Origin of the sequence: Micromonospora sp. NPDC048871 (assembly GCF_043198155.1) — a bacterium.
Taxonomy (GTDB): domain Bacteria; phylum Actinomycetota; class Actinomycetes; order Mycobacteriales; family Micromonosporaceae; genus Micromonospora.
Window position 1 is genome coordinate 15,422 of sequence record NZ_JBICUM010000010.1, and the last position, 14,183, is coordinate 29,604.

The window sequence follows — 14,183 nt, forward strand, 5'->3', positions numbered from 1 at the left end:
GTCAGATTTCCGACCGGCCTCAGCCGGCCGCGTCACCAACCCGCGCGGTCACTGTCGTATGACTGATCGCAGTCGAGGGGTCGCTCGTTCAGGGGGCCACCGCAGGGGCGACGGACTCAGAACCTCCTGGGTCGGCGGGGCAACCAACCGAGGAAGCGGCCCTGCAGGGAGGTCGACCCACACCGGTGCAGATCCTCGGTGGCAGCAGCCAGGCAGGCGGCCAGGTAGACGCTGAGCATGGCGGGATCCGCCGCGTACTCGGACAGCAGCCGAGCACGCTTCTGCTCACACGGCCAGTCCGCGCCACAGGTGCCGCAGGTCCAGCCGGGCACTACCGGCGCATGATCACCTAGCGTCGTCGCTACCGCGATCGTGCTCGCCTGAACCCTCCCGACCTCCGAGCGATCCGCACCACCCGTCATCGCGCTCCTCTCCGCCTCGCTTGGACAACCAGGTCGACTTCCGCCGTGGTTCATCGACCGAAGTCATGGTCTCGCGCACAAACAACAGCGCACAGGGAGGTGGCGGTGTTACATCCTTGCGGTACGTTCACCAGCCATGGCCGCCACGACCCGCCACACCCCACCCCCACCCTTCACCGCTAGATCGATGCCTGACGATGTTATCGGGATCGCGCCGAGGTCACGACGACAGGGAGCCGACGATGCGTGATCTGCTGCCGCCGACGGTCGCGGTGGCGGTGGCCGAACCGGCCGACTGGACCGGCGAGCTGTACGACGCCGAGGCCGCCTGTCTGGGGGAACGGGCGGTGGACAGCAGACGCCGCGACTTCACCGCCGGACGGGTCTGCGCCCGCCGGGCGATGACCATGCTGGGTCTCCCGGCGGTCGCCGTACCTGCCGCCGCCGACCGGTCGCCGGTCTGGCCAGCGGGCACGGTCGGCACCATCACCCACACCCAGGGCTACTGCGCCGCAGCGGTGGGGCGGGACACCGAGATCCGGGCGGTCGGCATGGACGCCGAGCAGCACCGCGACCTGGGCCCGGAGGTCGGTCGGCTGATCTGCCTGCCCGAGGAGCAGGACCTTCTGGCCCGGTTGCCCTCCGGGGTCTTCTGGCCGGCGGTGGTGTTCAGCGCCAAGGAGACCGTCTACAAGATCTGGCATCCGATCGTCGGTGACTGGCTCGGCTTTCACGACGCCCTGGTGGTGTTGGACCCCGCCACCGAGACCTTCACCGCCCGGATCACGCCAGCCAAGATCGACGCCGCCACGGTCCCCCAACCCCCTTCGGTGATCATCGGCCGGTTCACAGTGGAGGCGAATCTGGTCCGTACCGCCGCTACCCTGCCACCGCTCTAGGCCACCGGTCGATGTCGACCGATCGGAGCAGGACATCGACCGATCGGTGTCGTCGATGCGCGGTAGCGTCGAACGGTTCCCGTCCCGCTTCTGGTGTCCTAGGAGTACGGTGAGTCACCCCCAGCCCTCAGACGGACCGCAGGACCCCCAGGAGCGACCTCCCAGCGACCCCTGGGCTCCGCTGCATCCGCCCGGGGAACCGCAGGACGGCACCTGGGCGGGCTACTCCCCGGACCACTCGGACTACCTGTGGGCCACCCCGGAACCGCCCGGCGACACCCTCTCCCCCGCCCACCCGCCGGCACCGGTCTACGGCACACCCCAGCCCACCTCGGGCACGCCGTACCCTCAGCCGTACCCGCCGGATCGGCCGACCTCACCGCCCGGGCCGTCCCACGGCCCCTATCCGCCGGGGTTCGGCTCCCCCGCCGGGCCGACCCCGCTCGGTGGTGCCTACCCCCCGGGAGGTTCCGGCCATCCGACGGCCCCGGTCCGTCCCGGCGGCCGCAAGAGCCTGGCCGCGGTCTCCACGCTGGTGGTCATCGCGGTGCTCGGCTGCATCGGCGGAATCACCGCAGTGCTCCTCGCGTGGTGGCAGCTCATCGACGAGACCAATGAAGTGCTGCAGGATCCACCGAGCGCCTCCGCCCCGCAGCAGCCCGGCACGCCGGCCACCGAGGGCCCGACCTTCAACATGCGACCCGGCGACACCCTGGTCCTCACCGACGACCAGGGCACGGTCGAGATAACCGTGACGAAGTTCCATCTCGTCAGCAACTGTCATCCCTCAGCCCCCGCGCCGGAGAAGGGGAAGCTGCTGATCGCCGAGGTGACCGCGAGGGTCACCAAGGGCACCGGCGCGATCGACTCGGCCGACTTCCACTGGACGGCCGCCGACGGCAACACCACCGACAACGGCCTGATCGGCTCCATCTACGGGTGCAGCGGCCATTTCAAGGACGACGGCAACGACCTGCCGGCCGGCAGCACCCGCAAGGGCCAGGTCGTCTTCGACGTCGCCGACACCAACGGGGTCCTGGAGTACCGCGATCCGGCCAAGGCCCTCGGGTCCTGGAAGCCGGAGTAGGCCGCTCGCCTCCGGATAGGCGAGGGTGACATGGCACCACCGAGGCCATCACCGGGTCCCAGGTGTGCCGCCACCGCTGAACCAGGTCCATTTCCGGACCCTGTGGAACTGCCAGTAAATGCCGTCGCACGCTGCGCAGCCTGATCGGACACCGGGGCGGCAGGTCGCCTCTTGTTAGGGCGCACGAACGTCGATTAGTTTGTTTACCATCCAGACGAACTATTCCCCGAGCGAGTCTGCTCACCCCCTCAGCCCTTCTCGAAGGGAGTCCGATGACACGGCACAACCCCGGCGTGCCGACCTCGCGCCGTAACTTCCTCAGCCTGTTCGGCCTCGGCGCGGTCGCCGTCGCCGGAGGTCCCCTGCTGGCCGGCTGTTCCGAGGCGCCGGCCGGCAGCGGCAACGCCCAGAACCTGGACGCCTTCGGCCACCTGTTGCCCACCCAGAAGGACCTGACGGGCAGCATCGCCCCCGACATCGTCGGCACCCGGCCGGTTCCGGACGGCTACACCAGGTACCCGGCCAACCTCGTCGACCTGATCACCGAGAAGCCCGGCACCAGCGGCAAGGAGATCACCGCGATGACCCCGGCGTGGGGTCCCGCACCGCCCGGGATCGGCCAGAGCGCCTACCTCCAGGCGGTCAACGCGGAGTTGGGCGTCCCGGTGAACTTCACCATCCAGGACGGCAACACGTACGCCGACAAGCTCAACGCCATGCTCGGCGCCCGAGACGTGCCCGACCTGCTGTGCATACCCAGCTGGGAGGTGGACAAGATCCCGCGGTTCGCCGAGGCGATCGGGGTGTTGTTCGAGGACCTGACCGACCACCTGAAGGGCGACGCGGTCGAGGCGTACCCGATGCTGGCCACCTTCCCGACCGGGGCCTGGCGGCACGCCATCTGGAACGAGCGGCTGGCAGCCGTGCCCAACCCGACCGACGGGCCCTTCGCCTGGGTCATGTTCACCCGCAAGGACCTGCTGGACGCCCGCAGCCTGACCATGCCCACCACGCTGGAGGACCTGCTGACCGTCGCCAAGGAGGTCACCGACCCGGCGCGCAAGGTGTGGGCCTTCAACGACGTCTTCGCGATGATCCAGATGTACCACAAGGTGCCGGGGGCCAAGCAGGGCTGGCGGCTGCGCTCCGACGGCACCCCGGAGTTCAAGTACGAGACCCCGGAGTTCCGTCAGGCCCTGGAGGTCATGGCCAAGATCTACCAGGACGGCCTGGTGCACCCGGACATCGTGGCCAGTCGGGGTGCAGACGCCAAGCAGTTGTTCGCCAAGGGCGGCAACATCGTCTTCATGCAGGACGGTTTCGGCTTCTGGCAGGGCGGCCAGGCCGAACACCAGAAGGTCAACAAGGCACTGAACATCCAGCCGGTGCCGAACTTCTCCGCCACCGGCGGCGACCCCCTGGTCTGGGGCAGTGACCAGCCGATCTCCTACACCTTCATCAAGAAGGGGGTCGGCGAGGACCGGGTAAAGGAGCTGCTGCGGGTCATCAACTGGTGTTCGGCCCCGCTGGGTAGCCAGGAGGCCCAGCTACGCGACTTCGGGGTCGAGGGCAGGCACCACACCCGCACCCCGAACGGGCCGGTCAAGACCGACCTGGCCTTCAAGGAGATCAACAACCAGTACTTCTTCATCAGCGGTCGCAACCCGACCATCGGTCCCTTCGCGGACACCCCGAACTACGTGCGGGACGCCCTGGCCTACTCCAACGCCACGGTCGGTTACCTGGAGAAGGACCCCTGGGCCGGGGTGAAGCTGGAGATGCCGGCCGCCTTCAAGGCCAACCAGGTGCCGACGGAGGACAAGTTCACCGACGTGCTGCGGGGCCGCCGTCCACTGTCTGATGTGGACGCGATCCTGCAGGAGTGGAAGTCCGCCGGCGGGGAGGCGGCACGCCAGTTGCTAGCCGACTCGCTGCCCAAGGCTGGCTGATGAGCAGCACCGAAACCACCGTCCGGGCCGGGTCCGACCAGATCCGGCCCGGCGGGGCCACCCCCCGACGCCGACGCCTGCCGTTGCGCACCCGGCTGCGCCGGGACTGGCAGTTGCTGGCCATGATCGCGCCCGGCTTCGTCATCCTGCTGATCTTCAGCTACCTGCCGATCCTCGGTAACGTCATCGCCTTTCAGGACTACAACCCGTACGTCGGCAGCAATCCGCTGGAGGCGTTCGTCAAGAGCAACTGGATCGGCTTCGGGCAGTTCCAACTGCTGTTCGCCGATCCGGCGTTCTGGCACGCCTTCCGCAACACCCTGGCGATCACCGCGTTCCAGCTGGTGTTCTTCTTCCCGCTGCCGATCCTGCTGGCGATCGTCCTGCACAGCCTGCTCTCCAGTCGGCTGCGCGGCTTCATCCAGACCGTGGTCTACCTGCCGCACTTCTTCAGCTGGGTGCTGGTGGTCAGCTTCTTCGTCGCCATGCTCGGCGGCGCCGGACTCCTCGCCCAGACCATGCGCGAGGCCGGGATGGAACCGTGGAACGTGATGACCAACCCGGACACCTTCATCCTCCTGGTCACCGTCGAGGCAGTCTGGAAGGACGTCGGCTGGGGCACGATCGTCTTCCTGGCCGCCCTGTCCACCATCGACCAGAACCTGTACGAGGCGGCGGCGGCGGACGGTGCCGGCCGGTGGCGCCGGTTGTGGCACATCACCCTGCCGGGCCTGCGTCCGGTGATCGTGCTGCTGCTCATCCTGCGCCTCGGTGACGCCCTCTCGGTCGGCTTCGAGCAGTTCCTGCTGCAACGCGACGCCGTCGGTAGGCAGGCCTCCGAGGTGCTGGACACCTTCGTCTACCACTTCTCCATCGCCACCGGGAACTACGGCTACGGCGCCGCGGCCGGGTTGTTCAAGGCCGCCGTCGGGCTCTGCCTGATCCTGGCCGCCAACAAGGTGGCACACATGCTCGGCGAACGAGGGATCTACTCACGGTCATGACCGCCACCTTCCTGCGGAAGCCACCCGGAACCCGTCCCCGCCGCCCGGCCTGGGAGGAGCCGCCCAGCCCGCTCGGTCAGGGAGCCAAGGCCGTACTGCTGGGCCTGCTGGTGCTCAGTGTGCTGTTCCCGCTCTGGGTGATCCTGGTGACCAGCCTGTCCTCCCGGGAGACCATCGCCGAGGCCGGGGGCCTGGTGGTCATCCCCAAGGGGATAGACACCTCCGCGTACGCCACCATCTTCGCCGGGGGCGCGGTCACCCGGGCCCTGTGGATCAGCACCCTGGTCACCGTCATCGGCACCATCCTGGCGTTGACCATCACCGTGCTCGCCGCGTACGGGCTGTCCCGGCCCGGGTCCCTCGGCTACCGCTGGCTGCTGGCGTACTTCCTGCTGCCCTTCCTGATCTATCCGCCGCTGGTGCCGAAATATCTCGTGGTCACCGGGCTGGGGCTCAAGGACACCATCTGGGCGTTGATCCTGCCGCCCGCGATCAGCGTCTTCAACCTGGTCGTGGTCCGGGGCTTCTTCCAGGGCATCCCCTCCGAACTGGTGGACAGCGCCCGCATCGACGGGGCCAGCGACTTCCGCACCCTGACCCAGATCGTGCTGCCACTGGCCCGGGCGGTCATCGCGGTGGTCGGCCTGTTCTACGCGGTCTCCTACTGGAACGTCTGGTTCGACGCCCTGCTGTTCATCGACCGCAACGACATGTACCCGATCCAGCGGGTGTTGCAGAGCTACCTGCTGGCCGGTCAGGCACCGACCAACTCCGGTGCGGCCACCGGCGTCACGATGCCACCCACGGAGGCCATCAAGATGGCCGTCGTCGTGCTCACCGTGACGCCGATCGTCGCGGTCTACCCCTTCATCCAGCGGCACTTCGTCAAGGGCGTCCTGATCGGCGCCATCAAGGGCTGACCGGTCAGGCGAGGCTGATCTGCCGGGTGATGGTCGGATCGGTGATCTCGGCGTCCTTGGCCAGCAGCATCGCCTTGCTGAGGATGACGGCGAGCAGACCGTCACCCTCGAAGGGCAGGAACTGCTGCTCCTGCACCCGGCCCGTGGCACGGTCGGGAACGATGCAGAGGTAGGCGTCGTTCGGGCTCATCAGGATGTTGCCCGACCCCAGGTGGATCCGGTACGTGCGCAGGTCACCGTCGACCACCAGGAACCGGCCGTCGATGCGGGCCCGCTGCCCCACCGCCAGCCGGGGCAGCAGCCGGGCCAGCAGGTCGCGCCGGGTCTCGGCCGTCGCGGACAACTCCCCGAAACTGTACGAGGACCAGTAGTCCCGGAATCGGCCCTGCGGGCCGCCGTCGGACCAGGTCGGGTCGTTGCCGACGCTGGCCACCCCGACGAACAGGTCGACGTCCCGCATGATCTCGCTGAACACCAGCGGCGGGATCTGGTCGAGCGGCAGGGGCTCGCTCGGCAGGGCATTCGTCCACCGCCCCGGCGAGTAGCCGCCACCGTCGGCGTGCGACCAGTTCTGTGCGGCGGCGATCGGGTAGAAGCGCACCTGGTCGGTGACGAGCCGCAGGTAAGAGCCGCTCTCGGTGGTGTCGGCACCGTACTCGTCGCCGATCCCCTCCACCCAGTACTCGGCGCGCAGGCCCCAGCCGGGCAGTTCCCGGAAGGTCGGCGGGTACGAGTCGTCGACCATCAGCCGGAGCCGGTCGGTCCAGCCCCGGACCGCGGCCAGCGCGTGGAACTGGTGCTGCCGCAGGATGTGCCCGGCGAACCGGTTGGAGTAGGTGCCGGTGGTCTCCTCGGCCGGGGTTAGCAGGTAGACCTCCCGGTGCGCCTGCTTGAACGGCTGGACGACCCGGTGCCGCTCCAGCCACTCCCGCCAACCGACCACCTCCGGCACCGGCCGCCCGATCGGATGCCAGATCCGCACCTGCGCGTCGTCGGCAACGGCGACCGGACTGTCGTCCACGGTGCGCAGCGCACCGTCGGCCCACCCGCACGGCACCCCGTCGACCAGCCAGAGCAACCGGCGGGCCAGCACGCCGACCAGCGGATGATCCAGGTAACGCTGCCGCCACACGCCGAAGGCCCAGGTGCGCTGGGCCAGGAACAGCCCGTCCAACCGGGCCGTCTGGGCGGCCAGCATCCCGCTGACCTCCTTGGCCAGGCCCTTGAGCTCGGCCAGTTGCGCCGGGTGGTCCCGGCGTACCGTGGCCGGTGGGCTCTTGACCTGACGGCCGGACTCGTTGCACCAGGCCAGGGTGACGCTGGTGCCGGCGATCAGCAGCTCGGCCCGGCAGCCGCCGAGGGTCACCTCGTGCCGGCCCACCCCGGTCAGGCCGTAATCCGGGACGGCCAACTCCTCGATCTCGTCCCGCCCGATGCCCATCGCCGCCGCGCGAGCGTCGAGCGCCTTGTCGATCTCGTTGCGGGTGCCCTTGTAGGTGACCCGGGTCGACAGCCGGGCTAGCTGCGCCAGGGCCGCCTCCCCGTCGAGGCGGCCGAGCACCCCGACCGCCGCGTTGGCCACCTTAGGGCAGGCCGGGCCGATGCCGGGCAGCCGACGCAGCATCGCCTCGACCAGGCCGCCGATCAGGCGTACCTGCTCGGGGGCCGGACCGGTGCGCTCGACCAGCCAGAGCAGGCCCCGCAGCAGGTCGGCGTTGATCGGAGCCGGCGGGCGTTGCGGCGTCCGCGCGGCGGTGGCCAGCCACCGGTCGAGGACCTGCCGGGCCTCGGCCGGGTCGGCCGGGGTGAGCAGTCGGGACGCCTCGGTCGACCAGCCGGCCGGGGGTCGGGGGGTGGTCGCGGTGCTGGCATGGGCGACCAGCCGCTGCCAGACCGGGCCGAGGGTGGGCAGCTCGGCCAGGATCTGCTCGGCCCACGGGTCGGCCGGGTCGAGCTGCGGCCCGACCAGGTCGGCGATCAACTGTCGCAGCCGTTGGCTCTCGTCGGACCGGTCGACCAGCACCGCCATCAACTCGCCGGAGAGCGGACCGGTGGCGAGCAGGCTCCGGGCCACCGTCTCCAGCGCGGTCGGCGACAACGAGTACGGCTCCTGCACGGCGTACGCGGCAAGATCCTGAAGCTGGTCGGGTGCCAGGTCGGTGGGGAGCCGGCGGGACAACTGCCCGATCAGCTCCCGCACCGGCCAGGTCCGGACCGGGTCCTGTCTCACCAGGGTGGCCATGGCCTGCACCAGCCGGGCCACGTCTGCGCGGGACAGTGGCCGCAGCGCGGCGCGTACCTCCGGGTTGTCCCGGCAGAGCCGGGCATGGGTGTGGAGGTGGTCGGCGAGCGCGGTCAGGTCGTTCGCGGCGACCAGGTCACGGACCCGGGTGGCGTGCCCGACGGTGGTGACGGCCATCAGCCACCGACCAGCGCGACGAGCTTGAGGAAGGTGACCTCGGTGTCGCGGCGCAGGTCGACCTCCTCGTCCAACTCCTCCACCTGACGGTCGCCGACCAGCACCACGAAACCGTTGCGGCCGAACGCCTCCTCGGCCAGGGCGACCTGCCGCGCGGCGTCGACCCGGCGGTGCGACCGCTCCCCCAGGTCGCCGTTGAGCGTCCGCTCGGTCGAGGTGGGCTGCACCAGCAACCGGCGGGGTGCCGAGGTGGCCGCGTTGTACTCGGCCACCTCCTGGTGGATCCGCCGCCGGATCAGCTCGCGCAGCGTCAGCCGCTCCTCGAAAATCTGCAAGGCCCACGCCGGGGTACGAGCACCAGCGGTGCTCTCATCCACAAAGGTCACCGTCGCCATGCCGGGGGAGTCTAGGTAGGGCCCCCGACACTTCCGTCAGTCCAGCGCGAAGGTGGCCGAGGCCCGCCCGGCCGCATCCGGTATGGCCTCCAGGTAGAGCAGCCCGTCGCGGTGCCGGACGTACTGGCCGGGGAAGTTCACCGATTCCAGGGACACCTTCCCCGCGTCGGCCAGCCCCGCCCGGCGGGTGAAGGTGGCGTCCTGCCGGAACAGGTTGGAGCCGTCGTTGCGCTCCACCCAGAGCTGGTGGTTGCGGTGCCGCAGGTAGTAGCCGGGATAGTTGGTCGACTCCAGGGAGATCGCTGCGGAATTCGACAGGCCGGTGACGATCCGGAACTGCGAGTCGGCCAGGTTCGTCACGTTCGGCTCCAACCGGACCCGGAACTCCCAGTGCCGCAGGTAGCGGTCCGGCAGGTCGTGGGCGCGCAGCCGGACCGGGGTGGCGCCGTCCGGCACCGGCACCCCGAAGTTCGGCGTACCGTCGGCGTTCCAGTACACCCGCTGGATCCGGGTACGCCGGTTCGGGTCGTTCAGCGGGTCGTAGCCGTTGCCGAGGTACCGCTCGTAGTTGCGGGAGTGGTAGACGATCACATCGCTGCCGTCCTCGGCGACCGTGAAGGAGTTGTGGCCGGGACCCCACTGGCCGGTCCGGGCGTCGCTGGCCAGCACCGGGGTGGCCCGTTTGCTCCAGGAGGCCGGGTTGAGCAGGTCGCTGTTGGCCGAGGCGGTGAGCAGTCCGACGGCGTAGCTGGCGTCGGTGGCGCTGGCCGAGTAGGTCATGAAGACCCGACCGTTGCGGATCAGCACCGCCGGGCCCTCGTTCACCCGGTAACCCCGGGTCTCCCAGGCGTACGTGGGGGTGGCGATCAGGGTCGGGGTGCCGGCGTACGTCCAGGGGTTGATCGCCCGGGCCAGGTAGATGTTCGAGTTGCTGCCGGCGTACTCGGCCCAGGCCAGGTACCGCTGCCCGTTGTGCACAAAGGTGGTCGCGTCGAGGGAGAAGCTGCTGCGGGCCGGCTGGAGTTGGCCGCGTTCGGTCCACGGCCCGTCCAGCGGGTTGGCCGCGCTGCTCTCCAGCACGTACGGCCGGATGGCCCAGATGTCGTCCGTCCGCCCGGCGGCGAAGTAGACGTACCACCGGCCGTCGATGAAGTGGATCTCCGGGGCCCAGATGTGTGCGCCCATCTCACCACTGCTGTGTTTCCGCCAGATCACCCGCTCGGGTGCGGTGGCCAGCCCCTGCAGGGTGGTGGCCCGGCGCAGCACGATCCGGTCGTACTCGGGCACGGTGGCGGTGAAGTAGTAGTAGCCGTCGGTGTGCCGGTAGATGTGCGGGTCAGCCCGCTGCTCGGCCAGCGGATTGCTGAAGACCACGGCGGCGGCCCGCGCCGGCGCACCCGGCCCCACCACCACCCCGGCACCCACCACCACCAGAGCGGCGAGCACCCCCGTCACCCTCCTGCCGAACCCCTTCACCCACATCTCGACCCGCCTCTCACCCCGCGACCCCACATCGCGCTACCGAATTGATAACGCTCACATCGAACTCAGTCAACGCATACCCGTCGACCGAAGCGTTGATCAAGAGGTTTTGGTCGCGGGAACGGGTTCCGTAGACCAGAACCTCTTGATCAACAGGGTGAGGAGGGGTGGGTCAGGCGGTGGCGGCGCCGTCTACGGCGATCGAGGCGCCGCTGATGTGGCGGCCGCCGTCGCCGACCAGGTGGCTGACCGTGGCCGCGACGTCGGAGGGGGAGGCGTACCGACCCAGGGCGATCTGGCTGCGCTGGGCGTCGGCCTCGGCGCTGTCCGCCGGGTTCATGTCGGTGTCGGTGGAACCGGGCAGGATCAGGTTGACGGTGATCCCCCGTGGGCCCAGTTCCCGGGCCAGGGCCCGGGTCAGGCCGTTGACCGCACTCTTGGTCATCGCGTACGCGCTCACCCCGGGCACGGTGACCCGGCTGGAGAAGCTGCTGCCGATGTTGACGATCCGCCCGCCCGCGCCCATGTGGCGTACCGCCGCCTGGGTGGCCAGGTAGACCCCGCGCACGTTCACCGCTACCGCCCGGTCCAGGTCTTCGAAGCTGACCGACTCGATCGGCCCACCGGCGAAGACCCCGGCGTTGTTGACCAGGATGTCCAGCCGCCCGAACTCGTCAACCGTCCGCTCGACCGCACCCACGACCGCCGCCGGGTCGGCACTGTCCGCACTGATCGCCAGACCCCTGCGGCCGTACGCCTCGATGCCGGCGACCACGGCCTTGGCGCTGGCCTCGGCGGCGCGGTAGGTGAAGGCGACATGGATGCCGTCCTCGGCCAGCCGGCGCGCGATGGCGGCGCCGATACCCCGGCTTCCGCCCGTGACCAGTGCAACCCGATGAGCATGTCGGACAGTCATGGCCTCAATCCTGACAGTCGACTCAGGACCTGAAGCAGCCGGGTCTCGGTGCCTCAGCGGGACCGGTGAGTGTTCAGGCGGGCGGCCTGGCGGGTCAGGTGATCCCGTTCGGCCAGGTTGAGGGCCTGGTGGGCGGCCTCGGCGTACAGGCGTGCCGCCGTCACCAGGTTGCCGTCGCGTTCGTGCAGGTAGGCCGCCACCGCCCGGTAACGGGGCAGGGACTCGTCCAAGGCCGCGAGCGCCGCCAGGCCGGCGCGCGGACCGTCGGCCTCCCCGACCGCGACCGCCCGGTTGAGTCGTACGACCGGGCTGTCGGTCAGTCGGACCAGTTCTTCGTACCACTCGACGATCTGCACCCAGTCGGTCTCCTCGGCGGTCAGGGCGTCGGCATGCAGTGCCGCGATGGCCGCCTGGGCCTGGAACTCGCCCAACCGGTCCCGGGCCAGGGCTCCCTGAAGAAGCTGGACCCCCTCGGCGATCGTGGTGGTGTCCCAGCGGCCCCGGTCCTGCTCGGCCAGCGGCACCAGGCTGCCGTCCGGTGCGATCCGGCTGGCCCGTCGGGCGTGGTGCAGCAGCATGAGGGCCAGCAGCCCGACCACCTCGGGATGATCGATCACCGTGGCGAGTTGCCGGGTCAGCCGGATCGCCTCGGCCGCCAGGTCGACATTGCCGGAGTATCCCTCGTTGAAGACCAGATACAGCACCCGCAGCACGGTGGCGACCTCGCCCGGCTGATCGAACCGTACCCCCGACACGGTGCGTTTGGCCCGGCTGATGCGCTGGGCCATGGTCGCCTCCGGGACCAGGTAGGCCTGGGCGATCTGCCGGGTGGTCAGCCCACCGACCGCGCGCAGGGTCAGGGCGACCGCGGAGGAGGGGGTCAGCGAGGGATGGGCGCAGCGGAAGTACAGCTGGAGGGTGTCATCCACGTCCGGCACCGGCCCCGGTGCCGGCTCCTCCTCGACGAGGTTCTCCCGGCGACGGCGCGCGGCGTCCGCCCGGGTCAGGTCCAGGAACCGCCGCCAGGCCACGGTGACCAGCCAACCCTTCGGGTCCCGTGGCGGGTCGGCGGGCCAGGTCCGGATCGCCTCGATCAGGGCCTCCTGTACGGCGTCCTCGGCCGTCGCGAAGTCCGCCCCGCGACGGCCGAGGACCCCGAGCACGCCCGGGATGAGACCCCGAAGCAGTGCCTCGTCCATCAGGTCACTGGGTGGCGTTCGGCGGGACGGTCAGGAAGGGGCGTACCTCCAGCCACTCGTGGATCGGCTTCCCGCCGGCCCCCGGCGCGGCCGACAACTCCCCGGCCAACTCGATGGCCCGCTCGTAGCTGTCGACGTCGATCACCATCCAACCGGCGATGAGGTCCTTGGTCTCCGCGAAGGGACCGTCGGTGACCGGGGGGCGGCCCTCCCCGTCGTATCGAACGAAGGTCCCCTCCGGGGCCAGGGCCTGACCGTCGACGAACTCCCCGGTCGCCACCAGCCGGTCCGCGAAGTCACTCATGTACTGCATGTGTGCCGAGATCTCCTCCGGCGTCCACTGCGTCATCGGCACGTTGTTCACCGGGTCTGGAGCACCTCGGTAGTGCTTGAGCAGCAGGTACTTGGCCATTGGTGGTTCCCCTCGATGCTGGTGTGACCCATTCTGGTCAGCCTCACTCCGGAGACGGAGCCGACCGGCGGATCTCGACATCCCCGCTACCAGCGGTTGCGGGCCTCCTCGGCCCAGCCGACCAGACCGTTTAGGTCCACCCGCTCACCATCATCGGTCGTCGCCCAGCCGGTGAAGTGCCCGAAGCACTGGTGTGTCTCGTTGGCGAGCACACCCAGGTTGGTCCGGGCCACCTTCTCGTGGAAGGGGTGAAACCGCACCTGGACCCGTGCCCCGCTGATCCGCCACGGCCGCAACCAGTCGGCACGGTCGTACTCCCAGCGCAGCTCATCACCGATCTTGTGCAGCCGGCCGTCCAGGAAGAGACCGTTCTCGGTCGAGCCGGTGCCGTCGGTCCACCGACCGCCCAGCTGGATGGCCCGGCCCGGACCGCAGCCGGCGGCCCAGTTCCAACGGATCGAGTACGGCCACCGGCCCCGCCCGTGGTCCAGTACGGCGAAGGAGTCAGCCTCGTCGACCACATGCGGCACCCCGCCGACCCGCAGGGTGCCGCGTACCGGCCGACCGAGGTCCTTGACGGTGTACTGGAACCGGCGGGTGCTCCAGGGCACCACCACGCTGAGTGATTCATGTCCCTCCGGCAGCGGCACCACCAGGTCGACCTCGATGTCCTTCGCGGTGGCCCGGATCGTGGTCCCCGCCGCCGTCTGGTCGATCTCGATCGAGATCCCGCCGCCGCGGGCCCGCACCTCACCCGCCCCGCTGACCGGCGGAAAGAGGGTGCCCCGGGCGAAGGGAACCACCGCGCCCCGGTCGATCTCCACCCCCGTAGCCCGGTCGAGCACATAGAGGCTGTGCACCCCGGCGTAGTCCAGCGAGGAGGCCACCAGGCCGACGATGTGGCTGGGGGTGACGATCCCCCAGTACTCCCAGCGCTTGTTGCGGCCCCAGCCACGCAGGTTGGCCCGGTGTACCGGACGGCGGCTGAACCCCACCGCCTCCGGCCGCAACCGCCCATCGGCCAGGCACAGGTCGATCGGCTCGGTGATCTCCTTCTCGTGCGTCACGACGGCGAGCCT

General features: G+C 69.8%; 13 protein-coding genes. 5 read left to right on the plus strand and 8 right to left on the minus strand.

Translation table 11 applies throughout. The annotated features are described in order from the left end of the window. Window positions 1-116: 116 nt before the first annotated feature. Window positions 117-422: a hypothetical protein gene (locus ACGFIK_RS20720; protein ID WP_327022835.1), complete on the minus strand. Its 306-nt coding sequence runs from the start codon at window positions 420-422 to the stop codon at window positions 117-119. A 242-nt stretch (window positions 423-664) separates the two neighbouring features. Here ACGFIK_RS20720 and ACGFIK_RS20725 point away from each other — a divergent pair, with 242 nt between their 5' ends. From ACGFIK_RS20725 to ACGFIK_RS20745, 5 genes are all read left to right on the plus strand, one after another. Beyond that, window positions 665-1,321: a 4'-phosphopantetheinyl transferase superfamily protein gene (locus ACGFIK_RS20725; RefSeq protein WP_327022836.1), complete on the plus strand. Its 657-nt coding sequence runs from the start codon at window positions 665-667 to the stop codon at window positions 1,319-1,321. A 109-nt stretch (window positions 1,322-1,430) separates the two neighbouring features. Then, window positions 1,431-2,408: a hypothetical protein gene (locus ACGFIK_RS20730; RefSeq protein WP_327022837.1), complete on the plus strand. Its 978-nt coding sequence runs from the start codon at window positions 1,431-1,433 to the stop codon at window positions 2,406-2,408. 272 nt (window positions 2,409-2,680) lie between these two features. After that, the gene (locus tag ACGFIK_RS20735) at window positions 2,681-4,357 is read left to right on the plus strand and encodes an extracellular solute-binding protein (protein ID WP_327022838.1); all 1,677 of its coding nucleotides are present in this window, start codon (window positions 2,681-2,683) and stop codon (window positions 4,355-4,357) included. Then, a complete protein-coding gene (locus tag ACGFIK_RS20740) occupies window positions 4,357-5,361 on the plus strand; it encodes an ABC transporter permease subunit (protein WP_327022839.1) in 1,005 nt (334 codons plus the stop codon). The genes ACGFIK_RS20735 and ACGFIK_RS20740 overlap by 1 nt, the downstream gene beginning before the upstream one ends. Further along, on the plus strand, window positions 5,358-6,281 hold the full coding sequence (locus ACGFIK_RS20745) for a carbohydrate ABC transporter permease (protein ID WP_327022840.1): 924 nt from the start codon (window positions 5,358-5,360) through the stop codon (window positions 6,279-6,281). The genes ACGFIK_RS20740 and ACGFIK_RS20745 overlap by 4 nt, the downstream gene beginning before the upstream one ends. A 4-nt stretch (window positions 6,282-6,285) precedes the next feature. Here ACGFIK_RS20745 and ACGFIK_RS20750 read toward each other — a convergent pair whose 3' ends face one another. The 7 genes from ACGFIK_RS20750 to ACGFIK_RS20780 form a co-directional block, all read right to left on the minus strand. Further along, the gene (locus ACGFIK_RS20750; protein ID WP_393340698.1) at window positions 6,286-8,700 is read right to left on the minus strand and encodes a DUF4132 domain-containing protein; all 2,415 of its coding nucleotides are present in this window, start codon (window positions 8,698-8,700) and stop codon (window positions 6,286-6,288) included. Next, complete coding sequence (locus ACGFIK_RS20755) at window positions 8,700-9,095, minus strand: hypothetical protein (protein WP_393340701.1); 396 nt, start codon at window positions 9,093-9,095, stop codon at window positions 8,700-8,702. The genes ACGFIK_RS20750 and ACGFIK_RS20755 overlap by 1 nt, the downstream gene beginning before the upstream one ends. A 36-nt stretch (window positions 9,096-9,131) precedes the next feature. Further along, window positions 9,132-10,541, minus strand: a complete 1,410-nt coding sequence (locus ACGFIK_RS20760; RefSeq protein ID WP_393340704.1) for a family 43 glycosylhydrolase — start codon at window positions 10,539-10,541, stop codon at window positions 9,132-9,134. Between the two features lie 208 nt (window positions 10,542-10,749). Further along, window positions 10,750-11,493, minus strand: coding sequence for a 3-oxoacyl-ACP reductase family protein (locus ACGFIK_RS20765; protein WP_327022844.1), 744 nt, complete (start codon window positions 11,491-11,493; stop codon window positions 10,750-10,752). Window positions 11,494-11,546: 53 nt separating this feature from the next. Beyond that, the gene (locus tag ACGFIK_RS20770) at window positions 11,547-12,692 is read right to left on the minus strand and encodes an RNA polymerase sigma factor (RefSeq protein ID WP_393340707.1); all 1,146 of its coding nucleotides are present in this window, start codon (window positions 12,690-12,692) and stop codon (window positions 11,547-11,549) included. 4 nt (window positions 12,693-12,696) lie between these two features. After that, on the minus strand, window positions 12,697-13,104 hold the full coding sequence (locus ACGFIK_RS20775; protein ID WP_327022846.1) for a YciI family protein: 408 nt from the start codon (window positions 13,102-13,104) through the stop codon (window positions 12,697-12,699). Window positions 13,105-13,190: 86 nt separating this feature from the next. After that, complete coding sequence (locus ACGFIK_RS20780; protein ID WP_393340710.1) at window positions 13,191-14,171, minus strand: DUF2804 domain-containing protein; 981 nt, start codon at window positions 14,169-14,171, stop codon at window positions 13,191-13,193. Window positions 14,172-14,183 lie beyond the last annotated feature (12 nt).

Bases quoted from the DNA above. Each gene is read 5' to 3' on its own strand.
- ACGFIK_RS20720 (WP_327022835.1), bottom strand. From the start codon at position 422: ATGACGGGTGGTGCGGATCGCTCGGAGGTCGGGAGGGTTCAGGCGAGC.
- ACGFIK_RS20725 (WP_327022836.1), top strand. From the start codon at position 665: ATGCGTGATCTGCTGCCGCCGACGGTCGCGGTGGCGGTGGCCGAACCG.
- ACGFIK_RS20735 (WP_327022838.1), top strand. From the start codon at position 2,681: ATGACACGGCACAACCCCGGCGTGCCGACCTCGCGCCGTAACTTCCTC.
- ACGFIK_RS20740 (WP_327022839.1), top strand. From the start codon at position 4,357: ATGAGCAGCACCGAAACCACCGTCCGGGCCGGGTCCGACCAGATCCGG.
- ACGFIK_RS20745 (WP_327022840.1), top strand. From the start codon at position 5,358: ATGACCGCCACCTTCCTGCGGAAGCCACCCGGAACCCGTCCCCGCCGC.
- ACGFIK_RS20750 (WP_393340698.1), bottom strand. From the start codon at position 8,700: ATGGCCGTCACCACCGTCGGGCACGCCACCCGGGTCCGTGACCTGGTC.
- ACGFIK_RS20755 (WP_393340701.1), bottom strand. From the start codon at position 9,095: ATGGCGACGGTGACCTTTGTGGATGAGAGCACCGCTGGTGCTCGTACC.
- ACGFIK_RS20765 (WP_327022844.1), bottom strand. From the start codon at position 11,493: ATGACTGTCCGACATGCTCATCGGGTTGCACTGGTCACGGGCGGAAGC.
- ACGFIK_RS20770 (WP_393340707.1), bottom strand. From the start codon at position 12,692: ATGGACGAGGCACTGCTTCGGGGTCTCATCCCGGGCGTGCTCGGGGTC.
- ACGFIK_RS20775 (WP_327022846.1), bottom strand. From the start codon at position 13,104: ATGGCCAAGTACCTGCTGCTCAAGCACTACCGAGGTGCTCCAGACCCG.